This is a genomic window from Amycolatopsis sp. YIM 10, assembly GCF_009429145.1.
GTDB lineage: Bacteria > Actinomycetota > Actinomycetes > Mycobacteriales > Pseudonocardiaceae > Amycolatopsis.
In genome coordinates, this window is record NZ_CP045480.1 from 6,398,946 (window position 1) to 6,423,798 (window position 24,853).

The following is a 24,853-nucleotide window of genomic DNA, read 5'->3' on the forward strand; positions in this document are numbered from 1 at the left end:
GCGTTACCGCGCACCGCTGCGAAATCCAGGTGAACCCATCACACTTCCCTTGTCAGGCAACAGATCAGGCTGGTACTGGCAACACCGTCATCGCGTGCTTCACCAGGCGGATCAACGCGAGTTTGCTCGAATCGCGGTCGCGTGCGTCACACATGACGATCGGCACCCTGTCCGGCACCACAAGGGCTTCGCGGATCTCGTCCGGTGTGTACCGTGGCGCCTTGTCGAAGCAGTTCACCGCCACGATGAACGGGATCTTCCGCCGCTCGAAGAAGTCGATTGCGGCGAAGCTGGTCTCCAGGCGCCGGGTGTCGACCAGCACGATGGTGCCGATCGCCCCGCGCGCCAGGTCGTCCCACATGAACCAGAACCGCGCCTGCCCCGGGGTGCCGAACAGGTACAGCACGTGCCGCGGCGAGATGGTGATCCGGCCGAAGTCGAGCGCGACCGTGGTGGTGTGCTTGCGCTCCACCCCGGACAGGTCGTCCACCCCGGCGCTCGCCTCGGTGAGCACCTCCTCGGTGGTCAGCGGCGGGATTTCGCTGACCGAGCCGACCATGGTGGTCTTCCCGGCGCCGAACCCGCCGGCGACGATGATCTTGACCGGCGTCGGGACGTTGTCCGCCGCCGAGCCGTCAGTACTTGATGAGGCCATCGAGAACCGCCTGGAGAGTTTCGAGGTTCGGCGCCTGCGCCGGGTGGTGGGTGGGGGAACGGGTGATCACGAGCCCGCGCTCGATCAGGTCGGCGCACAGCACCCGCACCACCCCGAGCGGGATCTTCACGTAGACCGCGATCTCGGCGATGGACACGGGATTGCGGCACAACTGCACGATCGCCATGTGCTCCGGGCCGAGTCCGGTGGGTTCCTGTTCCTGCCGCAGTGTCATCACCTGCGTGGAAAGGTCCAGTTTGGCGCTTTCGCCGGGAGTGCGGCCGCTGGTGATCGTGTACGGCCGGACCAGTGGCCCGGCCGCCTCGTCGTACCAGCCGTCTTCCCCGCTCACGTGGCCTCTCGCAGTGCGTGCGCGGTTTCGCGGGGAGCGGCGGTGAGGTAGTCGCCGACGCGCTTGACCAGCCTGCTCATCTCGTAGGCGATCATCTCCACGTCGACGTTCTCCCCCGCCAGCACGGCGAGGCAGGCACCCGCGCCGGCGGCCGAGACGAACAGGTACCCGAGTTCCATCTCGATCATGTTCTGCAGCACCGCACCGCGGGCGAACTGCTTGCTCACCCCCTTGGCCAGGCTCTGCAGGCTGGAGGCGATGGCGGAGAGCTGGTCCGAGTCGTCCTTGCTCATCCCGGCGGACTTGCCGATGAGCAGACCGTCGGCGGACAGCACGATGGCGTTCTGCGCGCCGACGACCCGGTTCACCATGTCGTCGAGCAGCCAGTTGAGATCGGGTTTGGCGTTCCCGTACTCGTTCATGCGGATAGACCTTGACTTTCCTAAGTGGACTTTCGTGTGCTGTCGCTGACTACGAATCGCCGTCGCGGCCGCGGCGGGTGCCCTTGTGGAACGCGGCGAGGGTGCGCGCGGTGCCCTCGCCCGGCGTCACCGTGCTCTGGACGTCGTCGTCCGGTTCGTGCTCGAGCTGGGCGACCAGGTTCTGCTGCGGTTCGCGCCGCGGCAGCCGCGGCCGGTCGTCGGCGGGCGGGGGCGGCGGCTCGGCGGGAGCCGCGGGCTTCGCCTCGGTGAACGCCGGCGGGGTGGTGGGTGCGGCTTCGGGGGTGTGCGCGCGTGCCGGGTACGGCCTCGGCTTGACATCTCGCTTCAGCGGGATCTGGCCGGTGAACGAGCTGTGCGTGTTCATGGTCGGGGCGGAGCTTTCCTGTGCCGATGCCGATGGCGCCGGGGCGCCCACTGACGCGAGGACCGCGTTGTCCGGCGCGGCGGTGAACTCCGCCTCGCCGTTGCGCTCCGCCTCCTCCCCGGCCAGGTGCTGGCTCGGGATGAGCACGGTGGCGCGGAGGCCGCCGTACCGGGACGGATCGAAGGTGACGGTGATGCCGAGCTTGGCCGCCAGCCGCGCGACCACGAACAAGCCGAGGCTGGAGTCGGCCCGCAGCGCCATCGCGTCGAACTCGGGCGCCTCGGCCATCATCTCGTTGGCCCACTGGCGAACGCTGTCCTTCATGCCCAGCCCCTGGTCCGACACGTCCACCACCACCCCGCGGGCGACCTTGCGGCTGGTCACCTCGACCGGCGAACCGGGCGGGGAGAACGAAGTCGCGTTGTCGACCAGCTCGGCGATCAGGTGGATGGTGTCGGCCACCGCGACACCGACGATGGCCACGTCGGCGACCTGCTCGACCTGGACCCGCGCGTACTGCTCGGTTTCCGAAACCGCCGCGCGCAGCACTTCCAGCAGTGGCACTGGCTTCCGCCAGCGGCGGCCCGGCTGCTTGCCACCGAGGATGATCAGGTTCTCGGTGGTGCGGCGGGCACGGGCGGCGAGGTGGTCGAGCTGGAACAGCGAGGCCAGCTGCGTGGAGTTCTCCTCGCGGCTTTCCATCTCGTCCAGGATCTGCAGTTGCTGGTGGACCAGCACCTGGTTGCGGTGGGCGATGCCGAGGAACACGTTGTGCACACCGCTGCGCGCCTTGGCCTCGCTCGCCGCCGCGTTGACCGCGGTGAGCTGGGCGGCGTTGAACGCCTCGGCCACCTGGCCGATCTCGTCGCGGCCGTGGTCGAGCTGCGGGAGTTCCTGTTTCAGGTCAACGGGTTCACCGCTCTTGAGCCGGCCGACGATGCGGGGCAGGCGGTTGCGGGCGAGGTCGAGCGCGTCGTCGCGCAGGCGCGCGAGACGGGTCATCAGCGCGCGGTCGACGAGCGAGCGCGACACCCGCACCGCGACGATGATCGCCGCGAGCGAGGCCAGCAGCGCCAGGACACTGCCGATGATGGCGTTGCGCAGCTGGGCGTCGCCGGACTCGATGGCGGCCGCGGAAACCTTGTCCGCCTGCTGGATGGACAGATCGTTGAGGCTGCTGGCGACCTGGTTCGCCGCGCTCTGCCAGTCGGCTTCGCTGACCGGCAGGTTGTTCGCCTGCGCCCCGGCCCACGGGCCGCGCTTGACCAGCGCCTCCTCCGCGTTCGCCAGCTGGTCCCACGCCGGGCTCGTGGTCAGGGCCTGGTACTTCGCGCGGACTTCCGGGTCGAGAAATGGTTCGACCTGTGCCAGCTGCGTGCGGTAGGCACCGGAGAGCTGGGTGAACTGGACGAAGTCGTCGGGGTCGAACGCCTTGGCCGCGAACGCGGTGGACACCAGCGAGGTCTCGCGCGACATCAGGTCGCCGGCGCGGAAGACGGTGGTCGCGGTGACCCCGCCGTGCGCGGCTTCGGCATCGGGCACCACGCGGGCCTGGGTGTCGAACAGGTTGGACGCCGCGTCCAGCACGCCGTTGTAGTAGTCGTTGACCTGCGCCCGGTCGATGCTGCGGAAGTTGATCTGCGAGCGCAGCACCGGAAGCTGCTCGAACTGGCTCTTCAGCCCGTTGACCTTGGTGGCGATCTCGTCGGGCGCGCTGGAGATGGTCGAGTCGAACGCGGCCTGCAACGCGACCAGCTTCTCGTCGGTGGCCTGCTGCTTCTCCTGCAGCCCCGCCTGCCCGGCGGACGGATTGTCCAGGTACCGCAAGGCGGTCTGGCGTTCCTGCTGGAAGGCGGCCAGCGCGGTGGCGGCCGGAATGGACACCTCGCGCACCGACGCGGCGACCAGCCGCACGTAGAGACCGTTGATGAAGAAGTAGGAGGACAACGCGGTCCAGAGCACCAGCAGGGTCACGCTGGGGATGAGAACGGTCCTGGTCAGCCGCTTCCGGATGGACTTGTCATACGGCTTGTCCGATTCATCTTGTTCATCTTTGTTCTGCACGGGGGTTCACGAACTCCTGAGTGACAGTCGGCGAAAAACGTGGGGAGATCTGGCAGAGGAAGCAGAACCGACGACGGAACCGTTGGGACCACAGGGACCCGGGCCCATCGCCACCAGTGCTCGCCTCACCCTCCGTGTTGCCGCGGAACAGATCAGGGTCCGTTTTTTACCATGTCTCACCCGAACGCGGTGCTACCCGCCCACCCGACTGTGCGCTGCGTCCCGAAGATCAACTACTGGTGACTGTGCGCACCCGGTCGACTACTGGCGTTTCGCCAGGTACGAGCGTCAGCCGCCGAACACCGTCCAGCGGACTGGGCCGAACGGGTGAACATCAAATTTTCTCGGCACCCGGACCTACGTCCGTAACTCGTGTGCGTCCCCAGTGGACTCCCTGGCGGACAACGGAACACTCCGATGAGGATTCACTCATCGGCGTTTCACCGGTCGTTCAGCGTCCGGCCACATTCTCGGCCCATGCTCAAGATCGCGGCGCACCGCGCCGATCCGGCCGCGACCGCGGCGCCACGCGTGCCGCGCTGGCCGTTCGGGCTGGCCGCCGCCGCGGTGGCGCTGGCCGCGCTGTACCTTTTCCTGCCGGACGCCGGATCCGCACTGCCCGCGGCCGGCCGGAGCACATTGGTCGTGTTCGCCGGAGCCACGCTTTTCTGGCTGTTCGGCCGGAACGACACCTATGTCGGTTTCGCCGCCTTGCTGGCACTGGTCTTCCTGCGGGTGCTGGACGCCGACCAGGTGTTCGCCGCGCTGGGCGGTGAGACGGTGTGGCTGCTGATCTCGGCTTTTGTGCTGGCGGCGGGGATTTCCGCCACCGGGTTGCCCGCCAGGGCGGCGATCGCCTTGTGCACCAGGGCTTCCCGGGTCAGAACGCTGTTCCACCTGCTCACCGCGTGGCTGGTGCTCACCGCCTTCGCCATTCCCGCCACCTCCGGCCGCGCGGCACTGGCCCTGCCGGTGTTCCTCGCGCTGGCACGGGCTTTCACCGGCCGCCCGGCCGTGGTTCGCGCGCTCGCCCTGCTCATCCCGACGGTGATCCTGCTGTCCGCGGCGGCCACGCTGACCGGCGCCGGAGCGCACCTGATCACCGTGGAGATCCTCGCCGGGGCCACCGGTTCCGGAATCTCGTTTGGACAGTGGCTGCTGCTCGGTGTGCCGATCGCGGTGCTGAGCAGCCATCTCGCCGCCGAACTGGTGCTGCTGCTGATGACCCGGCGGGCCGAGCGGAAGCAGCCGGTCGTGGTGGACGCCCGGCGCCTCGCCGAAGAGTCCGGCGTGCCACCGGGACCGTTGAATGTGGTGCAACTCCGCGCTTTGGCGGTGCTCGCGCTGGTGGTCGGGCTGTGGTGCACCGAAGCCTGGCACGGGCTTTCCCCGGCGCTCGTGGCGCTGGCCGGGGCGGTGCTGATCACCGTGCCGAAGGCGGGCACGGTGGCGCTCGACACCGCGCTGTCCACGGTTCCGTGGTCGCTGCTGCTGTTCATGGTGGCCACCACCGCGCTCGGTTCCGCGCTGAGCCTGTCCGGCGCTGCGGGCTGGCTGGCCGGGGTGACGCTCGGGCAGCACACCGGCGACGCGTTCGTGGTGCTCGCGGTGGTCGTGGGCGTCAGCGCGGCCGCGCACCTGGTGTTGCAGTCGCGTTCGGCCCGTTCTTCGGTGCTGGTGCCGCTGATCCTGCCGGTGGCCGCGGTTTCCGGGCTCAACCCGGCCGCCGCGGCGTTCGCCTCGACGGTGGCGGCCGGGTTCTGCCACACGCTGCCCGCGTCGGCCAAGCCCGTCGCGCTGTTCAGCGGGATCGACGACGCGCCCACCTACCGCCGAAGCGATCTGCTGCGGCTTTCGGTGGTGCTCGGCCCGCTCCTCGTACTGCTCGTCCTGTTGTTCGCCACGGCCGTCTGGCCGCGGTTCGGTTTACCGCTCTACCTCCAGGAGAAAAAATGACCACGCCACTGCGTCTGGTGATCGCCCCCAGCGGGTTCAAGGAGTCCCTGTCCGCCGACGCGGTCGCCGGGGCCATCGCGGCCGGGGTCCGGCGCGTGGCGCCCACCGCGCTGCTGGACACCGTTCCGCTCGTCGACGGCGGTGAGGGCTCGGCCCGCGCGCTCGCCGAGAACACCGGCGGGGGGCTGATACCGGTGACGGTGACCGGTCCGGTCGGGGATCCGGTGGTCGCGCCGCTGGCGCTGCTGGGCGGTCCCGGGCCGCGGACCGCGGTGGTCGAGATGGCGGCCGCCGCCGGGTTGCGCCTGGTGCCCGCCGACCGCCGGGACCCGGGCCGCACCACGACCTACGGGGTGGGTGAACTGATCCGGTCCGCTTTGGACCTCGGCTGCGCCAGAATCCTCGTCGGCTGCGGTGACTCCGGTACCTGCGACGGCGGCGCGGGCGCGCTCAGCGCGCTGGGCGCGAAGATCACCGATGCGGACGGCCGAGCGATCCCCTTCGGCGGTTACGCGCTCAACGACGCGGTGTCGCTGGACACGAGCGGGCTGGACCCGCGGCTGCGCGACACCGAACTGGTCGTCGCGTGCAACCCGTGCAACGTGCTCACCGGTGACCGCGGTGTCGCCACCGTCTTCGGTCCGCAGAAGGGGGCCACCCCGGCGCAGGTGGCCGTCCTGTCGGCGGCGATGGACCGCTGGGCCGCGCTGCTCGACGGCGCCAGCGGGAAGAACCTGCGGCTGGTCCCCGGCGGCGGGGCGTCCGGTGGGCTCGGCGCCGGTCTCGCGGGTGGCCTCGGCGCGCGGCTGCGCTCCCGGTTCGACGTGCTGCTCGACCAGTTCGACCTGAACGCCCGGATCAGCACCGCGGACCTGGTGATCACCGCCGAAGGCACCATCGACGCCCAGACCGTCCGCGGCAAGGTGCCCGGTGAGGTGGCCAGGCTCGCCAAGCGCCACGACGTCCCGGTCATCGCGCTCGCCGGCACCATCGGCGAGGGCGCCGACGCCACCCGCGGCGCCGGCATCGACGCCTTCACCGGCATTCTCGCCGCCCCCGGCACCCTGGCCGACGCCATCGGCAACGCCGAGGCCCTGCTCACCAACGCCACCGAACGCGCCCTGCGGCTGATCATGGTCGGCACGCACCTGCCGGACCTGGCGCCGCGGTGCGCGTCCGGACTACCCGCCTAGCCGGAGTTCGACAGTGTTTGCGTGGCTGTGCGAGTAGCGGTGCGGGTTGACGGCCCACAGCAAGCGGCTCCGCCGCTTATGACAACCAGCGCGGGTAACTTGGTGGCATGACGCAAACTCGGCAGCCGCGGCGACCCCGGCAGCGGACGGGACGGCGCCCCGGGGTGTTCGCCGGTGTGGTGGTGCTCGCCCTGCTGCTGTTGTTCGGTGTGCCGTGGGCCACGCTGGTCCTGCCGTGGCCCACGCCCGTGGTGGTCGCCGGAACAGTCCTCTTCGGAATCGCCGCGCCGGCCTTCCCGGTGCTGATGTTCCTCGGGCACGGCCGCGGCCGCGACTGGGCCGCGCGCATCGCGGACACCGCGCTCGGTGTGGTCTGGGTGTTCTTCGCGTGGTCGGTGCTCAGCCTGGTGGCCAGGGTCGCGCTGCTCGGCGTGGCCGAACCGCGGCGCTCGCGGATCATCGCCGTGCTCGTGCTGGTGATCGGTGTCGCGCTGGTCGGTTACGGGGTGCGCGAAGCCATGCGCGTGCCGAGGATCCGCCGGGTCGAGGTGACCCTGCCCCGGCTCGGCTCCGGCCTCGACGGCACGACCGTGGCCCTGCTGACCGACACGCACTTCGGCCCGCTCGACCGGACGCGGTGGTCCCGGCGCACCGCCGCCGCGGTGAACGCGCTGAAGCCGGACATCGTCGCCCACGCCGGTGACCTCGCCGACGGAACGGTCGAGCAGCGGCGGGCGCAGGTCGCCCCGCTGGGCACCATCACCGCCCCGCTGGCGCGGGTGTACTCGACCGGCAACCACGAGTACTTCGGCGAGGCGCAGGCCTGGCTGGACCACATGAGTTCGCTCGGCTGGGACTCCCTGCACAACCGGCACGTGGTGGTCGAACGCGGCGGGCACCGGCTGATCGTGGCCGGGATCGACGACGCCACCGCCCGCGCCTCCGGCCTCGACGGGCACGGCGCCGAACTGGACCGGGCGCTGGACGGCGCGCCCGAGGACGTGCCGATCCTGCTGCTGGCCCACCAGCCGAAGCAGATCGCCGAGACCGCGAACCAGGTCGACCTCCAGCTGGCCGGGCACACCCACGGTGGCCAGATCTGGCCGTTCCACTACCTCGTCCGCACCGACCAGCCCGTGCTGGAGGGCCTCTCCCAGCACGGCACCACCCAGCTCTACACCAGCCGCGGCGCGGGTTTCTGGGGACCACCGCTGCGTGTGTTCGCCCCGAGCGAGATCACCCTGATCACCCTGCGGGCGCCCTAGGGTCCACCTGCACCTTGGGGCCCGGGTACTTCCCGGCCAGTACCGCGCCGACCTCGTCGAGGCCGACGGTGGCCGCGACCAGCGGGCGCGGGTCGACGGTGCCCTCGGCGTAGGCGGCGATGGTGTCGGCCAGTCCCGGTGACGCCGAGAGAATGCCGACCGCGGTGACGTCCTTGAGCACCAGCGCCCTGGTGTCGATCCGGCTGGGCCGCCCGGCGATTCCTATGTAGACGATCCGGCCGCCAGGCTCGACGCGGTCCAGTGCCAGCGCGGGCAGGTGCTCGGCGTTGGCCGCGTCGACGACCGCGTCGAACGGCAGGTCCGGGACCTCGCCCCAGGTGTGCTCGAAACCCAGTCCCCTGGCGAAATCGAGCGACGAAGCGGTGCGGCCCAGCAGGTGCACCTCGGCACCTGCCGCGCGCAGGAACAACGCCACCAGCAGCCCGATCGTGCCCGGTCCCATGACCAGCACGCGATCACCGGGCCCGGCGTCGGCCGCCCGCGCCGCCCGGAGCGCGTTGCCGCCCGGCTCCACCAGCGCCCCGAGCACCGCGTCGACCGAATCCGGCAACGCGTGCAGCGACCAGTCGGGCACGGCGATCCGCTCGGCCAGCGCGCCGGGACGGCCGTCGCGGATGCCGACCTCCTGCCGGTGCTCGCACACGTGCTGCAACCCGCGAAGGCAGCGGCGGCAGGTCCGGTCACCGAGCATGGTGTCGCCCATGACCCGGCGGCCGAGCCAGCCCGGATCGACCCCGTCCCCGATCGCCGTCACCGTGCCCGCCCATTCGTGCCCCAGGCGCAGCGGGTACGAGGAGTGCCCCTGGTGCAGGTAGGCCATCTCGCCGGTGAAGAACTCGACATCGGTGCCGCACACCCCGGCGCGCTCGACGTCGACCACCACCTCACCCGGAACCGCCCGCGGTGACGGCACTTCCCGCACCTCGTACGCCTCCGGCCCGGTGAGCACGAAGGCACGCATCACCGGGGCGCGAGCACGCGCTGCCGCTGGCGGCCGAGTCCGTCGATGCCCAGTTCCATCACGTCACCCGGCCGCAGCCACACCGGCGGGCGGAAGCCCATGCCCACGCCCGGCGGGGTGCCGGTGTTGATCAGGTCGCCCGGCTCCAGCACCATGAACTGGCTCAGGTGGTGCACGATGAAGTACGGGTCGAAGATCATCGTCCGGGTGTTGCCGGTCTGCCGCCGCTGCCCGTTCACCTCCAGCCACAGGTCCAGCGCGAGCACGTCGTCGATCTCGTCCGGGGTGACCAGCCACGGCCCGGCCGGGTTGAAGGTCTCGGCGGACTTGCCCTTGGCCCACTGCCCGCCGCGCTCCATCTGGAACGCGCGCTCGCTGACGTCGTTGACCACCAGGTACCCGGCGATCGCCGCGCGGGCGTCGGCCACGGAGTCCAAATAGGACGTCCGACGGCCGATGACGATGCCCAGTTCCACCTCCCAGTCCGGTTTGGTCGAACCACGCGGGATGCGCACGTCGTCGTCCGGGCCGACGAGGGTGTTGGGCGACTTGGTGAACAGGATCGGCTCGTCGGGCACGGCCTGCCCGGTTTCCGCGGCGTGGTCCCGGTAGTTCAGGCCGATGCACAGGATCTGGTGCGGGCGGGCGATCGGCGCGCCCACGCGTTCCCCGGCGAAGGCGCTCACCCGGCCGGCCGCCACGCGTTCCGCCACGATCGGGCGGATGCGGTCCACTCCCCCGCCACCGAAGAACTTCTCGTCGAAGTCACCGGCCACATCGGACAGATCGACGTAGTGGCCGTCGTCGACGCGGGCGACCGGCTTTTCGGCGCCGGGCTCGCCGATGCGCATGAGGTACACGGGAATTCGCTCCTGGGTTCAGCCGAGCGGGCCGAGCAGCCGCCGGATCTCCCCGACGGCGTCGACCAGCACGGGCAACGGGGTGCGGTAGGCGAGCGCGCTGACGCTCACCGCGCCGGATGGCGCCGACGGTGACGTGGCGTGCACCGGGACGGCGAGGCAGTTGACGCCCACCTCGCATTCCTGGTCGTCCACGGCGTAACCGCGTTCACGCGCGAGCACCAGCTCGGCGTGCAGTTCGCTTGCGGTGCACCGGGTCCGAGGTGTCGGGCGGGCGGGCGTCCGGTCGCCGAGCCACGCTTCGACCGCCTCGCGGGTGTCCAGTTCGTACGACAGCAGCAGCTTTCCCACCGCGGTGGCGTGCGCCGGATTGCGGCCGCCGACGGTCGAGGTGAGCCGGACGGCACCGGTGGGCGGGTCGACCTTGGCGCGGTAGACCACCTCGGACCCGTCGAGCACGGCGTAGTGCGCGGTCTCGCCGAAGCGCGTCGCCAGCACCTCCAGCACCGGGTGGACGCGCACGTGGTCCGGCCGCACCTCGTGGTGCGCGAAGGCCATCCGCAGGAACTCGTCACCCAGCACGTAGCGGCCGCGGGGATCCTGGTCGGCCAGCCCGGCGCGGCGCAGCGCGCCGAGCGCCCGGTGCACCGTCGGCTTCGGGCTGCCGATGACCCGGGTCATCTCTTCCAGGCCCACCCCGTCGGGGTACTTGGCCAGTTCCTTGAGCACCGCGAGCACACGATCGGAGCCGACGAGCTTGCTCTCGTCGGGTGCTTTCGCTTCGCCGATCATCTGCGTATCGTTCATCGCGTTCCGAACTTTAGAACACCGTACCGACTATTGGAAGGCGGGCGGCCGTGTCTGATCTGCGCAGCGGGCAGTGGTACGACGGGCAGGACCGCAACGCCTACATCCATCGCGCGTGGATGCGCCGGGGCACGCCGGGCGACGCCTTCGGCCGCCCGCAGATCGCCATCGCCAACACCGCCTCCGACCTGACCCCGTGCAACGCGCACCTGTCCGAAGTGGCCGTTTCGGTGAAGAACGGCATCTACGAGGCGGGCGGCATCCCGCTGGAGCTGCCCGTCGTTTCACTGGGCGAGACGCAGGTCCGGCCGACCGCGATGCTGTGGCGCAACATGGCCGCGATGGCCACCGAGGAGATGCTGCGCGCCAATCCCCTCGACGGCGTGGTGCTGCTCGGCGGGTGCGACAAGACCATTCCGTCGCTGCTGATGGCGGCCGCCTCGGTGGACCTGCCCGCGGTGGTGGTGCCCGGCGGGCCGATGCTCACCGGCACCTTCCGCGGCACCCCGCTGGGCTGCGGCACCGACGTGTGGCGGCTCTCGGAGGAGGTCAGGGCGGGCAAGCTGTCCTCGGAGCAGTTCACCCGCTCGGAGTCGGCGATGATCCGCAGCCGCGGGCACTGCAACACGATGGGCACCGCGTCGACCATGGCGCTGGTCGCCGAGGCGCTGGGCACGGTGCTGCCGGGCCTGGCGGGCACCCCGGCGCCGGACAGCCGCCTGCTCGAAGCCGCGCACGCCACCGGACGGCTGGTCGTCGACCTGATCACCGCGGACCGGCGGCCGAGCACCTTCCTGACCGCGGGCTCGTTCCGCAACGCGATCGTCGCGCTGGCCGCGATCGGCGGGTCCACCAACGCCGTGGTCCACCTGCTGGCCATCGCCGGGCGGCTCGGCATCGACGTGTCCATCGACGACTTCGACCGGATCGGCTCGTCCGTGCCGGTGCTGGTCGACCTGCTGCCCGCCGGGCGGTTCCTGATGGAGGACTTCCACCGCGCCGGCGGCCTGCTCGCCGTGCTGCGCGAGGTGCGCGACCTGCTCGACCCGGACGCGCTCACGGTCACCGGCGAACCGCTGGTGAGCTATCTCGACGACGCGCCGATCTGGGATCCCGAGGTGATCCGCACCCGCGCGGAACCGCTGGTCGCCGAGGGCGGGATCGCCGTGCTGCGCGGGAATCTCGCCCCCGATGGCGCGTTGATCAAGCCCGCCGCCGCCACCCCGCGGCTGCTGCGCCACCGCGGCCGGGCGGTGGTGTTCGACTCGATCGAGGACTTCCACGCCCGCGTCGACGACCCGGACCTCGACGTGGACGCCGACTCGGTGCTGGTGCTGCGCGGCTGTGGCCCCAAGGGCTATCCCGGCATGCCGGAGGTGTCCAACATGCCGCTGCCGCGGAAGCTGCTGGAGCAAGGCGTTCGCGACATGGTGCGGGTGTGCGACGGCCGGATGAGCGGGACCGCATACGGCACCGTCGTGCTGCACGTCGCGCCCGAGGCCGCCGCCGGCGGCCCGCTCGCGCTCGTCCGCACCGGCGACATGATCAGCCTCGACGTCGGCGCCCGGCGCATCGACGTCGAACTGTCCGAAGAGGACCTCGCGGCCCGCGAACCCAGTGAGGCCACCGTTTCCGCGTACGCCAACCCGCGTCGCGGCTGGGAACGGCTCTACGTCGACCACGTGCTCCAGGCCGACACCGGCGCGGACCTGGACTTCCTGCTCGGTTCCAGCGGCTCGGAAGTCAGCCGCGAGTCCCATTGAGAACACACTGAAGGGGGCGCGATGAGGCGTTCTGGAAAGCTCGCGGCGCTGGCCGCCTCGGCGGTGGTGCTGGCGGGGTTGCTGATGGGCTCGGCACCCGCCACGCAGCCGCAGCGTTCCCCGTGGTTCACCTCGTGGGCGCAGTCGCAGCAGAGCCTTGCCGGGAAAACCCTGACCAACCAGTCGATCCGCATGGTCACGCACCTGAGCCAGGGCGGTGACGCACTGCGGATCCGCGTGCAGAACACCTTCGGCAAGACCCCGCTGACCGTCGACCGCGCCACCGCGGGGATCGGCGGGCCGGACGCATCGGTCACCGACGCCAAGCCGCTCACCTTCCACGGCAAGCCCGCGGTGACCGTCCCGCCCGGCGGTGAGGTCTGGAGCGACGAAACCGGGGTGGTCACCAAGCCGGACACCGACGTCAGCATCAGCATGTACGTCGCGGGCACGATTGTTCCCGGGCAGCACGAATCCGCGTTCCGCGAGAACTACCTCACCTCGGCGGGCGCGGGCGACCACACCGGGGACGGCGACGGCGCGGCGTACACCGAAACCGTCACGTCCACCTACCTGGTCAGCGCGGTCGACGTGCGCAACAGGGCGCTGCGCGGCACGATCGTCGCCTACGGCAGCTCGGTGGTCGACGGGGTCGGCAGCACGAACTGCGGGCCGGGCTGCACCGAGCTGGGCACCAACCGCCGCTGGACCGACGACCTCGCGCGGCGCGTGGTCGCCGAACGCCCGGCGCACCGGCAGCTGGCGATCGCGAACGCCGGGATCAGCGGCACCACCAGTTCGTCCGCGTGTCCCGGGACTCCCGACCGCGTCGCCGGACTCGACGCGCTCACGCGGCTGGATCGCGACGTGCTCGCCCTGCACGGCGTCACCGGGGTCATCTACTACTACGGCACCAACGATCTCGCCTTCGGCTGCCCAGCGGAGTCCATTCTGGACAGTTACCGGCAGGTGTTCCGGCGCCTGCGCGACGCCGGTATCGCGGTGTACGTCACGCCGATCACCTCGCGGCCCGGTTACACCGACGCGCAGAACCTGGCCCGGCACGAGGTCGGCACCTTCACCAAGCGCTGGAACAACTGCTCCGGGACCTGCGACGGCGTGACCGACTTCGACCAGGTGCTCAGGGACCCGTTGCACCCCAACGGCATCCACCCGCCCTACGACAACGGTGACGGCGTGCACGCCAACGCCGCCGGGCAGCAGGCACTGGCCGACTTCGTTCCACTGTCCATGCTGGACGGTCGTTAACCGGTTTCCGTCCGCGAGCTGGGAAAGGTGAGTTCGGGCAACGCCAGTGGCAGGTCCGGGTCCACCTCGACGCCCCCCTCGCGCAGCGCGTCGTCGAGGATGCGCCAGACCCAGCGCGAAAGCATCGCGGCGAATTCGGCGTGCTCGAGGCCACCCGGGTGCCGGAGCCACTGCGCGGTGCTGGCGTCGACGAGCCCGACCACGCTGAACGCGGCGGGCTCGGCGACGCGGGTGTCCAGCCCGAAGGCGGCCAGATAGTGCTCGAACACCACCGTGAGGTGCTCGCCGATGGTGGTCCTGACATCGTTGACCGCGGCGTCCCCGGTGTCCGGCGCGGACAGCGAGTGACGGCTCAGGTACCGGTAGAGGTGGCGGTTCTCGGCCAGCCAGCGGATGTGCGTGTCCACCGCGGTGCTGATCATCTGGGCCGGCGAACCGTGCAGCTGCCACAGCGGCGCGAGTTCGGCGTTGATCAACTCCACCGCGCGGCGCGCGATCGTGCGGTGGATGTCGGTGGCGTCGGTGAAATGCTTGTACAGCTGCGTTCGCGCGACCCCGGCCTCTTCGGCGATGCGCTCGGTGGACACGTCCGGGCCGCGTTCCCTGATCGCGCGCAACGCGGCTTCGACGAATTCGCGGCGACGGCGTTCGCGCTGACCGGCCCAGCGCGCGGCACGGCCGTCGGTGTGACCGGAAGACGCCGAAGCAGGCATACGCAGAGTTTATCGCCCGCCAACTACCTAATACGACCGTGTACCTGATACATTTCTGTACTCGTTACCGCAAGTCCGGCCGAATTGGGGAGAAGGAGGCCGATGCGTTGCCTGGTGCTGTCCGAGGGGAACCGCCCAAGCTGATCGAACCGACCGATGCCGCCCTGCTCGACGCGGTGCGGGCCGGTGACCTGCCCGCCTACGGGGTGCTGTTCCAGCGGCACGCCGAGCCCGCGCGGCAGTTCGCCCGGCGCTGGCACAGCAGTCCGGCCGAGCGGCACGAACTGGTCGCCGAGGGGTTCGCGCGCGTGCTCGCGGCCATCCGCGGCGGCGCGGGCCCGCGTGAGCACCTGCGGCCCTACCTGCTGGTCACCATGCGGCACCTGGCGATCACCTGGCAGCGCCGGCGGGCCAGGGTCGAGTTGTACGGCGACGTACCGGAAACGGGGGCCGACACCACGGCGCCCCGGCTGGACGAGATCGTGCTGCGCCGGTGGAACGCGCAGCTGGCGGGCTCGGCCTTCCAGCGGCTGCCGCGGCGCTGGCAGCTGGTGCTCTGGCACACCGAAGTGGAGTCGGCGTCGGCCGCGGACCTGGCTTCGGTGCTGGGCATCTCACCCAACGGGGTGGCCGCGCTCGCCAAGCGTGCCCGCGAAGGGCTGCGGCAGGCCTACCTCCAGGAACAGGTCCCCGAATCCGGGGAGCTGAGCTGCCGGTCGTCCCGCCACCAGATGGGCACGTGGATCCGCGGCGGCCTGTCCTGCCACCGGAGCCGCCGCATCGACGACCACGTCGCCGACTGCGCGGACTGCCGGACCGTGGCCGCCCGCCTCGCCGAATCCAACGGCGAACTCACCCCGCCACCGAGACCCCGATGAACGAAGGAACCGAGATGGAGACAGACACGCACGACGACACGTGGCTGGCGAAGCAGGCGCAGGAAGCACTGAGCGCCATCGCCGAAATGCACGACGAAGCCGTCGCCACGCTCACCCCGCGCGACACCGGCTGGTTCGACACGGACAAGGAGTCATAGCTCCTCGAGGAACCGCTCCAGCAGCGGATTCACCTGGTCCGGGTGGGTCAGCGCCGGGGTGTGCGCGGCGCCGGTGATCACCTGGACCTCGCCGGCCTTCGGCAGCCTGTCCGCGAGCAGGTCCATCCGGTCGCGCGGCAGCGAGACGTCCTCGGAACCCCAGATCAGCAACGCCGGGCAGGTGATCTCGGCGAGCCGGTCCGACACGTCGTCGCGGTCGAGCAGGCAGCGCACGGTGGTGCCCAGCGGCAGTTCCCGTTGCCGCCAGCGCTGCCGCCAGCCGGCCGCGTGCGGTCCGTCGCCCAGAAGCTGCGCGGACAACGGCACCAGGAGTTCGTCGACCGGCCCGGCTTCGCGGAGTGCGGCGAACATGCCCTCGTACCCAGCCCGATCGGCCTCGGCGCACGGCGTCGCTTCGGTGTCCATCAGCACGAGCGCCCTGACGCGCTCGGGTGCGAGCAGGGCGACGCGCAGCGCGATGAACCCGCCCTGGGAGATGCCGCCGACCACCGCCTGGGGCAGGTCCAGATGGTCCATCAGGGCGAGCAGGTCGCGGGCGAGGTCCCAGTAGGTCAGGGGTTCACCGCGGCCGGGGGACTCACCGTGCGCCGGGGCGTCCCAGCAGATGACGCGGTATCGAGGCGCAAGCACCTCCACCTGCGGGGCGAAGACCGTGCGGTCGAGGAAGTACCCGTGGCCCAGGAGTATCGGCGGACCGTCACCGCCGGAATCGAAGTACCGCACCTCGTGGCCGTTCACCGTTACTGAAACCGTCGGCAGCTCACCCATACGAGCGATCGTGCCACGATCTTGGTCTTTCGTGGTGAAAGGCCCACCCGGTCAAAGCTCCACGACGAACTCCGACGCCCCCGGCTCCCCCAGCCGGACCACCGCACGCCCGGGGCCGTAGGGAAAACCACGCAAGAGCGGCTCGATCGCGGTGAACAGCCGTCGTGCGTCCTGGCCGTACAGGAACAGCTGCACCTGACCGCCGCCGTATTCGTGCCCGTCCAGTTCACCGAGGTCACCTCGCCCGGTTGCCTCTTCCAGCTCCCGTTCGAGCTGCGACACCCGATTCAGCTCCACCGGACCGGGAAAGCCTTCGACGGGCAGCGCATAGGTCACGATCACGGCCTGCTCACTCGACATGGGCCGAGGCTAAACCCTCACCGGGTCACGGGTGCGGCAGGCTTCGGTACCGCTCGGCGTCGGGTTTCCCCACCATGACGGCGAACTCGACCTGATCGTCCACAGAGGACACCAAACCGCCGCGGTCATCGGCAATTTCACCGGTCCCCGGCCGTTTCGCTGGCCGGGAGCGGACCCCGGCCGACACAATTCGGCCCGGCCGCACTCCCCCGACCACGGAGAAGACCATGCGACTGCGCACAGCTCTGCTCGCCGTTCTCGCCACGGCCACCGCCCTGCTCGCTCCCGCCACCGCGGGCGCCGCCCCGCCGCCGTCCGCGCTGGGTGGCTCCGGCCCCTACTCGGCCGGGTACGAGACCAGCTTCCGGTTGCCCGACCACACCATCTACCGCCCGAACACCCTGCCCACCGGCGTGAAGCTGCCGATCGTGGCCTGGGGCAACGGTGCCTGCCGCGCGGACGGCACCTGGTTCGAGAACATCCTCACCGAATGGGCCTCGCACGGCTTCCTGGTGATCGCGAACGGCAGGCCGGGCGGCTTCGGCCAGACCGACTCCAGCATGCTGACCGAGTCGATCGACTGGGCCATCGAAGAGAACTCCCGCATCGGCAGCAAGTACCGCAACCGGATCGACACCACCAAGGTGGCGGTGATGGGCCAGTCCTGCGGCGGCATCGAGACCTACGAGGTGGCCGACGACCCGCGGATCACCACCACCGTGCTGTGGAACAGCGGCCTGCTCAGCGACAGCCAGAACCACCTGCTGCAACGGCTGCACGCGCCGATCGCCTACTTCATCGGCGGTCCCAGCGACATCGCCTACCCGAACGCGATGGACGACTGGGGACGGCTGCCCGCCGGGCTGCCCGCGTTCATGGGCAATCTGGACGTCGGCCACTTCGGCACCTTCGACCAGCCGAACGGCGGCGAGTTCGGCCGGGTCGGCGGGCACTGGCTGAAGTGGCAGCTCAAGGGCGACCAGGCCAGTGGCGCGCAGTTCACCGGCCCCGGCTGCGGCCTGTGCGCCACCGAATGGGACGTGCGGCAGAAGAACCTCGGCTGATCCGCCACGCCCCGGTGCCGTGAATGTGGCTTCCACGGTGGAATCGGCCGTGCAAGGCGCATTCACGGCGTCAGTCGCGCCGGCGCGGCGGCGGCAGGACGAGGTCGGCGACGCCCCGGTCCAGGTCGATCCGGCTGCGCGGCGGGGCGTTGTCACCTTCCTCCTCGCGCATCAGGGACTGCGACTTCCGCTCGTCCAGCTCCGCCCGGCGCGAGCCGGAGAAGAAGGCGTGCAGTTCGTCGACGCCGGTCGCGGTCAGCGGCGCCCCACCGGCGGCCCGGCGACGGCGGCGCCACGGCAGCAGGCCGCGGTCGCCCGCCCAGCGGCCGAACCGCTCCACCGCCGCCAGCAGCACCAGCAGGCAGACCAGGCCGGGAATGGACAGCGCGAAGAGCACTCCGGGTCCCATGCCCCGGACAACCGCCGCCGCGCCCGGCGAGTTCCCGTCAGAGCGTCCTGGTCATGAAGACGCTGTGCGGATCCGGCCGGTAGTCGGCGAAGGGCTCGCAGTAGGTGAAGCCGAACTTCTCGTACAGCCGCCGCGCCGGGCGGAAGAACTCGGCGGAGCCGGTTTCCAGGCTGATCCGGGTGAACCGCATCCGCCGCGCCTCGGCGAGGACGTGCTCCAGCAGGAACGAGGCGATCCCGCCGCGCTTGCGCGCCGTGCTTGTGCGCATCGACTTCAGTTCCGCGTGCTCGGTGTCGAGCGCCTTGAGCGCACCGCAGCCGACCAGTTCGGTGCCGTCGAGCACCGACCAGAAGGTGACGTCCGGCTTCCGGAGGTCGTCGAGGTCCAGCGCGTGCTTGCTCTCCAGCGGTGAGAGCGAGCGCATCTGCTCGAGGTGCTCGGCGAGGAACTCGGCGATCTCCGGCCCGGACAGGTCATCGACAACGATCTTCATGCCCTAGACGGTAGACCGGGCCCGGCTCGGGCGGACACCGGCACTGGCGGTGTACAGCCCGCCGAACAGGATCCACATGCCGCCGAAGATGAGGCCCACCACCACGTAGGCGACCGTCCACAGCACGGCGGGCGTCTCGCTCTTGCGTTCGCGTTGCAGGAACTCGATCTCCGACATGAACGGGCGCGAACCGGAGACCGCTTCGATCGCCGGCGCGCCGGCGGCCGGGTCGTCCGGCGCGTAGACCGGCGCCAGCGCCAGCATGCGGTTCGCGGTGTGCAGCCGGAATCCGCTCTTCCACGCGCCGTAGACCGGCAGCGGTTCGGCCGTGCGGTAGACGCCATCGCCGACCTGCTCCAGCGGCTTCGAGAAGAAGTCACCGCCCTGCCAGGAAAAGCCGTTCAGCCAGATCGCGTCCGAGGCCAGCCCGGGATCACTGATGGTGACCGTGGCGTGCACCCAGCGCGGTTCGCCGCCGCCGTGCGGGGCCGACACCGGCAGCCCGGTGCTCGACTCGCTCAGCGCGACCTCCGCGGTCAGCCCGTCCGGTGGGTCCTGCGGCACCACGACAACCGCCATCAGCGCGACCGCCCCGAGCGCACCGGCCAGCCCGGCGACGTGCCGCACCCGCCGCTCCGGCGTGCCGGGGGCCGGGCCGTCCGGCGCGGCGATGCTCTCCGCCTGCTGGTACTGCCAGGCGCCGATCAGGCAGCCCGCGATCGAGGCGAACACCCCGAAGCCGAGGAACAGCGGCAGGTGCGCCGCGGGCCACGGGTTCGGCATCAGCCACTGGGAGAAGGCCCACTCGCCGAGCATGCCGACGGTGCCCGCGCCGATCCCGGCCAGCAGCGCGAGCCGGTGCGCACCCGCCCGGCCGGCCAGCAGCGCGACCACCTCGATGACCACGGCTTCGGCGACGTACGGCAGCAGCGACGCCACGTGCAGGTCGTCCACGGCCGGGATGATCGAGAACAACGCACGCGTCACCAGGAACACCGCGAGCACGATCAGCGTGCCGCCCGGCCCCCAGGCGAGCCGCCCGTAGAGCAGGGTCCAGCCGCCGATCAGGCCGACCAGCACCACCTGGGCGAGCATCGGGAACTGCGGCACCCCGAGGTCGAACTCCATCAGGAACGCCGAGGCCCCCATCATCCACGCGCCGGCGAGCAGCGGGCCGAGCAGCCGGACCAGCGGCCCGCTCGCGCCGACCTGGCGCGCTTCGGCGAGCAGCAGCTGCAGGCCGATCACCACGCCGATGCCGCCGCCGATCATCAGCACGTGGGTGGGGCCCCATTCGGTGACGTCCTGGCCGAACAGCCGGTGCCACACGTCGTCCAGCGGGAACCCGGCCACGCCGACCAGGCCGGTGGCCATCATCTGCACGCTGCCCATCGGCACCCGCCAGTGCGGGCCGATCGGGAACGTGCGCGCGGGCAGCTTGCCCTTCGCCAGCCCGGCACTGAGCACACCGCTGGCGAAGATGCCCATCAGTCCGAAGTAGATCGGGTAGTGCGACGGGTTGGCCAGCGGGCCTTCGTCACGGCCCAGTTCCATGTGGATCGGCACGTCCCAGTACACGCCGATCAGCGCGGAGAGCCCGGACAGCCCGGCGAGGAACATCGGCAGCGCGGCCCAGCGCGGCAGGCCGGACCGCGTGGCCGCCCAGTCCGCCAGCCGCCCGGCGGCGGTGCGCTTGCCCGCCCGCTCGCGCAGCACAAACACCGCGAGCGGCAGGAACACGACAAAGAACATCAGTCCGGCGATGGCGATCTGACCGAGCTCGGCACCACCGGCTGGCGGACTGGTCGGTTGCGCGAGATTCACTGATGGACCCTTCCGGGAAGTTACGTGTTACCTCGAGTAACGGTTACTGGAGATAGCATGTTACCGTTGGTTACACGTAAAGTCGAGCCGGGCGGAAGGAAGTGTTGTGAGCTGGCGTGTTCGCAGTGTGGCGGTTCTGGCGGTGCTCTGCATGACGGCCTGCGGTTCCGGGAAGGGAGAGACCACCCGGGACGGTGAAACGCACCGGTTCGCGGTCACCGGCGGCGCCCGCACCGAGGGTCCGGACCGGATCGACGCCACCACCGGCACCGCGGTGACCATCGAGGTCACCTGCGACGCCACCGACGAACTCCACGTCCACGGTTACGACAAGGCAGCCCCGTGCGACCCCGGCGCCCCGGCGTCGCTGACCTTCACCGCCGACGTGCCGGGCGTGTTCGAGGTCGAGATGCACGAGACCGGGCCGCTGACCCAGCTGCGGGTGCGGTGACCGGCGAAGTGTTCCTGGCGCACGGGCTCGCCGGGCGGTCCGACCTGCCGGTGCCGTTGTGGCTCGCGCTCTACGCCGGTGCCGCGGCGGTGGTCATCTCGTTCTTCGCGCTGACCGCGCTGTGGAAAACCCCGCGACTACAAGGGGAACAGGCCGGCCGGCCGCTGCCGGGGTTCGTCGAGCGCGTGGCCGACTCGACCGTCACCCGTGCCGCGCTGCGCGTGTTCGGCGTGGTCGCGGTGGTGGTCGTGCTGGTCACCGCGTGGTCCGGTGGGGACAGTGCGGACAATCCCGCTCCGGCCTGGTTCTACGCGTGGTTCTGGGTGGGCCTGGTCGCGGTGTCGCTGCTGTTGGGTCCGGTGTGGCGGCTGGTCAACCCGGCCCGCACGATCGCCGCGGCGGCGTGCCTGGCCCTGCCCGCGCTGCGCGTCACGCGCCCGCTGCCGGACCGGCTCGGTTACCGGCCCGCGATCGCGGGCATGCTCGCGTTCCTGTGGCTGGAGCTGGTCTTCCCGCATTCCGACGCCCCGCTCGCGGTCGCCGTTTTCCTCACCGCCTACCTGCTCGCGCAGGTCGTTGGCGGGGTGCGGTACGGGCCGTCGTGGTTCGACCGTGGCGACACCTTCGAGGTCTACTTCGGACTGATCGCCGCGCTGGCCCCGGTCGGCAGGCGTGCCGACGGCAGGCTGGTGCGACGGAACCCGCTCGACGGCCTGCTCACCCTGGACCGCTCGGCCGGGCTGACCCCGTTCATCCTGGTGGTGCTCGGCGCCACCGCCTTCGACGGGCTGACCAGGCTTCCACTGTGGACGGACAACACCCGCGAACTGGGCCCCGCGGCCGCGATGCTGACCGGCACCGCCGGGCTGGCACTGGCGATCGCGCTGATCGCCGGCGCGTACACCGGCGCGGTGCGGCTGACGCGGCCGTTCCTGCGCAAGGGCACCGAGCCGTACCGCGCGTTCGCGCACTCACTGGTGCCGATCATGGTCGGCTACACCATCGCGCACTACTTCTCCTTCGCCGTGTTCGAAGGCCAGCAGGGCTTGCTGCGCACTGTGGACTACACGGTGCTTTCGCCCGCGGTCATCGCCGCGGTGCAGATCGCCGGGATCGTGCTCGGGCACGTGCTCGGGGTGGTCTCGGCGCACGACCGTGCGCTCGTGGTGCTGCGGGCGCACTATGTCAAGGCGGGCCAGTACCCGGTGCTGGCCCTGATGGTGGGGTACACCGCCATCGGCATCTACCTGGTGTCAGGAGCGTGAGCGGTGCACGGCGTGCTGGCGCACCAGGGCGGCTGGGACGAGATCATGCTGTTCGCCGGACCGGTGGCGATCATCGTGCTGCTCGTCGTACTCGCCCGGCGGCAGGCCCCGCCCCCGGAGGAGGACGACGAGCACGACGAGTGATCCCTACGCCGCCACTCCGGTGTTCTGGCAGGCGGCCAGCCGCCACTGTCCCTCCTCTTTGGACATGACGAACAGCGGGGTGCCCTCGCCCTCGTCCTCCCGCGGCACCCCGTCGGTGTTCGTGTAGAGCTGGCGCACCTTCACCGCGGCCACGTCCGGCCGGATGAACAGCACGTGCACCACCTCCAGGGTGCACTTGAGCCCGGTCATGCCCCCTGGCAGCACCTGCCGGGTGAAGGCCGCGATCTCGTCCCGGCCGAGCAACCGCTTGCCGGCGCCCGTGGTCCAGATGGCGTCGGGGCGGAAGAGGCTGACGAACTCGTCGACGAGTTCGTTCGCCTGCGCGTGCTCCACCGCGGCGACCACTCGCTCGATCGCCCTGATTTCCGTGCTTTCGTTGCTTTCTCGGCCTTCCATGTCACTGAGCCTGCACCCTCCAGTCCGCTGGAGGTCAATCCTCGAGTACCGCGACCTCCACCCCGCGCAGGCGTTCCGGCTCGGCGATGATGTCGATCCCGGTGATCAGGCCGTTCTCGACGGTGAACGACAGCACCAGGAACAGCTTCCCGTACGGGGCCAGCACCACCCCTGGCGAACCGTTGACCAGCGCCGGTCCGGAGAACGCCGCGCGTGCCGAGCCCGCGGCGATCGCGCCCTTGCCCACCTGCGCCGCACCTCGCAGCACCATCGGTGCCCTGGTCGGCCCGGCTTCGGCGTCGGCGCGCAGCACCACGTCCGGATCGAGCAACGCGACCAGCGCGCCGAAGTCGCCGCCCCTGGACGCGGCCAGGAAGGCGTGCACCACCTCGCGGCGGCGGCCGTGGTCGGCGGGTGCCGCTCCGGCGCCCTTCACCCGCCGCCGGGCGCGGCTGGCGAGCTGCCTCGCCGCGGCGGGAGATTTGTCGAGCAGGGTGCCGATCTCGTCGAACGGCACCGCGAACAGGTCGTGCAGCACAAAGGCGAGGCGTTCGGCCGGGCTGAGCAGGTCGAGCACGACGAGCAGGGCCACCCCCACCGAATCGGCCAGCGCCGCTTCCTCGGCCGGATCGGCGGCACTCGCGCCCGCGTCCACCCCGTCGAGCGGTTCCTCACGCCGGTTCTCCCGCGAGCGCAACAGGTTCAGGCAGATCCGCGCGACCACGGTGGTGAGCCACGCGGCCAGGTTGTCGATCTCCTCGCCACCGGTGCGGTTGAGCCGCAGCCACGCCTCCTGCACGGCGTCGTCGGCTTCGGCGAGCGAGCCGAGCATCCGGTAGGCCACCCCGCGCAACCGGGGGCGGTGCTGTTCGAACTCCGCCGCCAGCCGGTCGCGCTCGTCTACGGATTCCACCGGGTCACAGTCCTTCCTCGCGGTTCGTCATCGAGATGACCCCGTGAGTCAAGCCGATGTGACAGAGCGGCTCCACACCGGCCAGTTCGACGCCGGCCGCCCACAGCCGAGCCGCCGCCTCGCGATCGGCCAGCACCCCGCGCACCTCCTCCCGCACGGGCGCGCCACGCAGGCCGAACATCCGCGGTCCCCACAGGTCACCGCCGGACACGGCCGGGTCCAGCACCGCGTGGACGGCGGTGCGGGCACCGGCGTGCTTGCCCTGCAACAGCAGCCCGGCGGGCAGGCCGCGGAGCCGCTCCCCGGTGGAGCGCACGCGGACCGGCGGCCGCGACGGGGTCAGCGAGTCGAGCGCGCCGCCGGGATGGCACACCACGCTCCGCACCCCGCTGCCCGCCGCGCGCAGACGACGGTCGAGTTCGAAGCCGAACAGCATCTGGGCCAGCTTCGACCGCGAGTACGTGCGCTTGGCCCGGTAGTCGCGGGTGCTCTGCAGATCGTCGAAGTCCGGCTCGACCGACTTCGCGGTGAAGCTGCCGGTGGTGACCACCCGCCCGTCCTCGGGCATCGACGGCAGCAACCAGCGGACCAGGGCAAAGTGCCCGAGGTGGTTGGTGCCGAACATCAGCTCGTGACCGTCCCCGGTCTCGCGGCGCTCCGGCCCGTCGAGCAGGACTCCGGCGTTGCAGACCACCGCGTCGAACCGCTCGCCCGCCACCGCTTCGAGCGACGGCAGGTCGGCCAGGTCGAGCTGGAGGTGCCGGACACGGGCACCGGGCACCCGCGCGCGGATGGCCGTCATCGCGGCCGTCGCCTTCGCCGGGTCGCGGCTGCCGAGCACCACGGTGGCGCCGGTGCCGGCCAGCCGCTCGGCGACGAAGTAACCGATCCCCGCGTTGCCGCCGGTGATCAGGAAGGTCTTGTCCATGCCACCGAGAAAACCACAGCGACTACGAAGTCGCAATGACTACGGTTTTGTACTCACTACGATAAGCTCACCGC

At 70.9% G+C, this 24,853-nt stretch carries 27 protein-coding genes; 11 read left to right on the plus strand and 16 right to left on the minus strand.

Features of this window, described 5'->3' with window-relative positions:
* Positions 1-64: 64 nt before the first annotated feature.
* The 4 genes from YIM_RS30180 to YIM_RS30195 are packed head-to-tail and all read right to left on the minus strand — an operon-like array spanning position 65 to position 3,878.
* Complete coding sequence (locus YIM_RS30180; RefSeq protein WP_153033562.1) at positions 65-655, minus strand: ATP/GTP-binding protein; 591 nt, start codon at positions 653-655, stop codon at positions 65-67.
* Complete coding sequence (locus tag YIM_RS30185) at positions 636-1,007, minus strand: DUF742 domain-containing protein (RefSeq protein ID WP_153033563.1); 372 nt, start codon at positions 1,005-1,007, stop codon at positions 636-638. The genes YIM_RS30180 and YIM_RS30185 overlap by 20 nt, the downstream gene beginning before the upstream one ends.
* Positions 1,004-1,429, minus strand: coding sequence for a roadblock/LC7 domain-containing protein (locus YIM_RS30190; protein ID WP_153033564.1), 426 nt, complete (start codon positions 1,427-1,429; stop codon positions 1,004-1,006). Before YIM_RS30190 ends, YIM_RS30185 begins: the two co-directional genes overlap by 4 nt.
* A 49-nt stretch (positions 1,430-1,478) precedes the next feature.
* Positions 1,479-3,878 (minus strand): ATP-binding protein, encoded by a 2,400-nt coding sequence (locus YIM_RS30195; RefSeq protein WP_153033565.1) that lies wholly within the window; start codon positions 3,876-3,878, stop codon positions 1,479-1,481.
* A 477-nt stretch (positions 3,879-4,355) separates the two neighbouring features.
* On the opposite strand from YIM_RS30195, the gene YIM_RS30200 reads away from it, so the two are divergent.
* The 3 genes from YIM_RS30200 to YIM_RS30210 all read left to right on the plus strand — a co-directional run bounded on the left by YIM_RS30200 (position 4,356) and on the right by YIM_RS30210 (position 8,292).
* Positions 4,356-5,834, plus strand: coding sequence for an SLC13 family permease (locus YIM_RS30200; protein WP_153033566.1), 1,479 nt, complete (start codon positions 4,356-4,358; stop codon positions 5,832-5,834).
* Positions 5,831-7,027 carry a glycerate kinase gene (locus YIM_RS30205; protein WP_153033567.1) on the plus strand — a complete coding sequence of 399 codons (1,197 nt, stop codon included), beginning with the start codon at positions 5,831-5,833 and terminating at the stop codon, positions 7,025-7,027. Before YIM_RS30200 ends, YIM_RS30205 begins: the two co-directional genes overlap by 4 nt.
* A 107-nt stretch (positions 7,028-7,134) precedes the next feature.
* Positions 7,135-8,292, plus strand: a complete 1,158-nt coding sequence (locus tag YIM_RS30210; RefSeq protein WP_153033568.1) for a metallophosphoesterase — start codon at positions 7,135-7,137, stop codon at positions 8,290-8,292.
* On the opposite strand, the gene YIM_RS30215 is transcribed toward YIM_RS30210, so the two are convergent.
* From YIM_RS30215 to YIM_RS30225, 3 genes are read right to left on the minus strand one after another with little or no spacing between them, the layout of a single operon-like run.
* Complete coding sequence (locus YIM_RS30215) at positions 8,273-9,274, minus strand: zinc-binding dehydrogenase (protein ID WP_153033569.1); 1,002 nt, start codon at positions 9,272-9,274, stop codon at positions 8,273-8,275. The two genes, YIM_RS30210 and YIM_RS30215, sit on opposite strands and share 20 nt — an antisense overlap.
* Positions 9,274-10,134 carry a fumarylacetoacetate hydrolase family protein gene (locus tag YIM_RS30220; RefSeq protein ID WP_153033570.1) on the minus strand — a complete coding sequence of 287 codons (861 nt, stop codon included), beginning with the start codon at positions 10,132-10,134 and terminating at the stop codon, positions 9,274-9,276. Before YIM_RS30220 ends, YIM_RS30215 begins: the two co-directional genes overlap by 1 nt.
* Before the next feature lie 18 nt (positions 10,135-10,152).
* Positions 10,153-10,941, minus strand: coding sequence for an IclR family transcriptional regulator (locus YIM_RS30225; protein ID WP_153033571.1), 789 nt, complete (start codon positions 10,939-10,941; stop codon positions 10,153-10,155).
* A gap of 50 nt (positions 10,942-10,991) precedes the next feature.
* On the opposite strand from YIM_RS30225, the gene YIM_RS30230 reads away from it, so the two are divergent.
* Both YIM_RS30230 and YIM_RS30235 read left to right on the plus strand, forming a co-directional pair.
* Complete coding sequence (locus YIM_RS30230) at positions 10,992-12,704, plus strand: IlvD/Edd family dehydratase (RefSeq protein WP_153033572.1); 1,713 nt, start codon at positions 10,992-10,994, stop codon at positions 12,702-12,704.
* A 21-nt stretch (positions 12,705-12,725) separates the two neighbouring features.
* On the plus strand, positions 12,726-13,973 hold the full coding sequence (locus YIM_RS30235; protein ID WP_153033573.1) for a GDSL-type esterase/lipase family protein: 1,248 nt from the start codon (positions 12,726-12,728) through the stop codon (positions 13,971-13,973).
* On the opposite strand, the gene YIM_RS30240 is transcribed toward YIM_RS30235, so the two are convergent.
* Positions 13,970-14,686, minus strand: coding sequence for a TetR/AcrR family transcriptional regulator (locus YIM_RS30240; RefSeq protein WP_153033574.1), 717 nt, complete (start codon positions 14,684-14,686; stop codon positions 13,970-13,972). The two genes, YIM_RS30235 and YIM_RS30240, sit on opposite strands and share 4 nt — an antisense overlap.
* Positions 14,687-14,793: 107 nt before the next feature.
* Here YIM_RS30240 and YIM_RS30245 point away from each other — a divergent pair, with 107 nt between their 5' ends.
* Together YIM_RS30245 and YIM_RS30250 are read left to right on the plus strand one after the other, a co-directional pair.
* Entirely contained in the window at positions 14,794-15,564 is a 771-nt protein-coding gene (locus YIM_RS30245; protein WP_228004099.1) for an RNA polymerase sigma factor, read from the plus strand.
* A gap of 14 nt (positions 15,565-15,578) precedes the next feature.
* The gene (locus YIM_RS30250) at positions 15,579-15,722 is read left to right on the plus strand and encodes a hypothetical protein (RefSeq protein ID WP_153033575.1); all 144 of its coding nucleotides are present in this window, start codon (positions 15,579-15,581) and stop codon (positions 15,720-15,722) included.
* Here the strand turns inward: YIM_RS30250 and YIM_RS30255 are convergent.
* Together YIM_RS30255 and YIM_RS30260 are read right to left on the minus strand one after the other, a co-directional pair.
* Positions 15,717-16,511, minus strand: a complete 795-nt coding sequence (locus tag YIM_RS30255) for an alpha/beta fold hydrolase (protein ID WP_153033576.1) — start codon at positions 16,509-16,511, stop codon at positions 15,717-15,719. The two genes, YIM_RS30250 and YIM_RS30255, sit on opposite strands and share 6 nt — an antisense overlap.
* A 51-nt stretch (positions 16,512-16,562) precedes the next feature.
* Entirely contained in the window at positions 16,563-16,871 is a 309-nt protein-coding gene (locus tag YIM_RS30260) for a hypothetical protein (RefSeq protein ID WP_153033577.1), read from the minus strand.
* Positions 16,872-17,098: 227 nt separating this feature from the next.
* On the opposite strand from YIM_RS30260, the gene YIM_RS30265 reads away from it, so the two are divergent.
* A complete protein-coding gene (locus YIM_RS30265) occupies positions 17,099-17,935 on the plus strand; it encodes an alpha/beta hydrolase (RefSeq protein ID WP_153033578.1) in 837 nt (278 codons plus the stop codon).
* 70 nt (positions 17,936-18,005) lie between these two features.
* On the opposite strand, the gene YIM_RS30270 is transcribed toward YIM_RS30265, so the two are convergent.
* From YIM_RS30270 to YIM_RS30280, 3 genes are read right to left on the minus strand one after another with little or no spacing between them, the layout of a single operon-like run.
* Positions 18,006-18,344, minus strand: a complete 339-nt coding sequence (locus YIM_RS30270; RefSeq protein WP_153033579.1) for a DUF6191 domain-containing protein — start codon at positions 18,342-18,344, stop codon at positions 18,006-18,008.
* A 37-nt stretch (positions 18,345-18,381) separates the two neighbouring features.
* The gene (locus tag YIM_RS30275) at positions 18,382-18,837 is read right to left on the minus strand and encodes a GNAT family N-acetyltransferase (RefSeq protein WP_153033580.1); all 456 of its coding nucleotides are present in this window, start codon (positions 18,835-18,837) and stop codon (positions 18,382-18,384) included.
* A gap of 3 nt (positions 18,838-18,840) precedes the next feature.
* Positions 18,841-20,661: a hypothetical protein gene (locus YIM_RS30280; protein ID WP_153033581.1), complete on the minus strand. Its 1,821-nt coding sequence runs from the start codon at positions 20,659-20,661 to the stop codon at positions 18,841-18,843.
* 106 nt (positions 20,662-20,767) lie between these two features.
* Between YIM_RS30280 and YIM_RS30285 the strand changes: the two genes are divergently transcribed.
* Genes YIM_RS30285 through YIM_RS30295 form a run of 3 tightly spaced genes read left to right on the plus strand, consistent with a single transcriptional unit; the run spans position 20,768 to position 22,521 of the window.
* Positions 20,768-21,112, plus strand: a complete 345-nt coding sequence (locus tag YIM_RS30285; protein WP_228004100.1) for a hypothetical protein — start codon at positions 20,768-20,770, stop codon at positions 21,110-21,112.
* On the plus strand, positions 21,109-22,377 hold the full coding sequence (locus YIM_RS30290) for a hypothetical protein (protein WP_228004101.1): 1,269 nt from the start codon (positions 21,109-21,111) through the stop codon (positions 22,375-22,377). The genes YIM_RS30285 and YIM_RS30290 overlap by 4 nt, the downstream gene beginning before the upstream one ends.
* Before the next feature lie 3 nt (positions 22,378-22,380).
* Positions 22,381-22,521 carry a hypothetical protein gene (locus YIM_RS30295; protein ID WP_153033582.1) on the plus strand — a complete coding sequence of 47 codons (141 nt, stop codon included), beginning with the start codon at positions 22,381-22,383 and terminating at the stop codon, positions 22,519-22,521.
* A 3-nt stretch (positions 22,522-22,524) separates the two neighbouring features.
* Here YIM_RS30295 and YIM_RS30300 read toward each other — a convergent pair whose 3' ends face one another.
* The 3 genes from YIM_RS30300 to YIM_RS30310 are packed head-to-tail and all read right to left on the minus strand — an operon-like array spanning position 22,525 to position 24,779.
* Positions 22,525-22,938 carry an SgcJ/EcaC family oxidoreductase gene (locus YIM_RS30300; RefSeq protein WP_153033583.1) on the minus strand — a complete coding sequence of 138 codons (414 nt, stop codon included), beginning with the start codon at positions 22,936-22,938 and terminating at the stop codon, positions 22,525-22,527.
* 34 nt (positions 22,939-22,972) lie between these two features.
* Positions 22,973-23,851, minus strand: a complete 879-nt coding sequence (locus tag YIM_RS30305; protein ID WP_153033584.1) for a sigma-70 family RNA polymerase sigma factor — start codon at positions 23,849-23,851, stop codon at positions 22,973-22,975.
* A 4-nt stretch (positions 23,852-23,855) separates the two neighbouring features.
* Positions 23,856-24,779, minus strand: a complete 924-nt coding sequence (locus tag YIM_RS30310; RefSeq protein ID WP_153033585.1) for an SDR family NAD(P)-dependent oxidoreductase — start codon at positions 24,777-24,779, stop codon at positions 23,856-23,858.
* Positions 24,780-24,853 lie beyond the last annotated feature (74 nt).

Coding starts and splice junctions, on each gene's coding strand:
- YIM_RS30270 (WP_153033579.1), bottom strand. CDS start 18,344: ATGGGACCCGGAGTGCTCTTCGCGCTGTCCATTCCCGGCCTGGTCTGC.
- YIM_RS30265 (WP_153033578.1), top strand. CDS start 17,099: ATGCGACTGCGCACAGCTCTGCTCGCCGTTCTCGCCACGGCCACCGCC.
- YIM_RS30210 (WP_153033568.1), top strand. CDS start 7,135: ATGACGCAAACTCGGCAGCCGCGGCGACCCCGGCAGCGGACGGGACGG.
- YIM_RS30200 (WP_153033566.1), top strand. CDS start 4,356: ATGCTCAAGATCGCGGCGCACCGCGCCGATCCGGCCGCGACCGCGGCG.
- YIM_RS30275 (WP_153033580.1), bottom strand. CDS start 18,837: ATGAAGATCGTTGTCGATGACCTGTCCGGGCCGGAGATCGCCGAGTTC.
- YIM_RS30250 (WP_153033575.1), top strand. CDS start 15,579: ATGGAGACAGACACGCACGACGACACGTGGCTGGCGAAGCAGGCGCAG.
- YIM_RS30300 (WP_153033583.1), bottom strand. CDS start 22,938: ATGGAAGGCCGAGAAAGCAACGAAAGCACGGAAATCAGGGCGATCGAG.
- YIM_RS30180 (WP_153033562.1), bottom strand. CDS start 655: ATGGCCTCATCAAGTACTGACGGCTCGGCGGCGGACAACGTCCCGACG.
- YIM_RS30255 (WP_153033576.1), bottom strand. CDS start 16,511: ATGGGTGAGCTGCCGACGGTTTCAGTAACGGTGAACGGCCACGAGGTG.
- YIM_RS30225 (WP_153033571.1), bottom strand. CDS start 10,941: ATGAACGATACGCAGATGATCGGCGAAGCGAAAGCACCCGACGAGAGC.
- YIM_RS30310 (WP_153033585.1), bottom strand. CDS start 24,779: ATGGACAAGACCTTCCTGATCACCGGCGGCAACGCGGGGATCGGTTAC.
- YIM_RS30240 (WP_153033574.1), bottom strand. CDS start 14,686: ATGCCTGCTTCGGCGTCTTCCGGTCACACCGACGGCCGTGCCGCGCGC.
- YIM_RS30190 (WP_153033564.1), bottom strand. CDS start 1,429: ATGAACGAGTACGGGAACGCCAAACCCGATCTCAACTGGCTGCTCGAC.
- YIM_RS30205 (WP_153033567.1), top strand. CDS start 5,831: ATGACCACGCCACTGCGTCTGGTGATCGCCCCCAGCGGGTTCAAGGAG.
- YIM_RS30260 (WP_153033577.1), bottom strand. CDS start 16,871: ATGTCGAGTGAGCAGGCCGTGATCGTGACCTATGCGCTGCCCGTCGAA.
- YIM_RS30215 (WP_153033569.1), bottom strand. CDS start 9,274: ATGCGTGCCTTCGTGCTCACCGGGCCGGAGGCGTACGAGGTGCGGGAA.
- YIM_RS30235 (WP_153033573.1), top strand. CDS start 12,726: ATGAGGCGTTCTGGAAAGCTCGCGGCGCTGGCCGCCTCGGCGGTGGTG.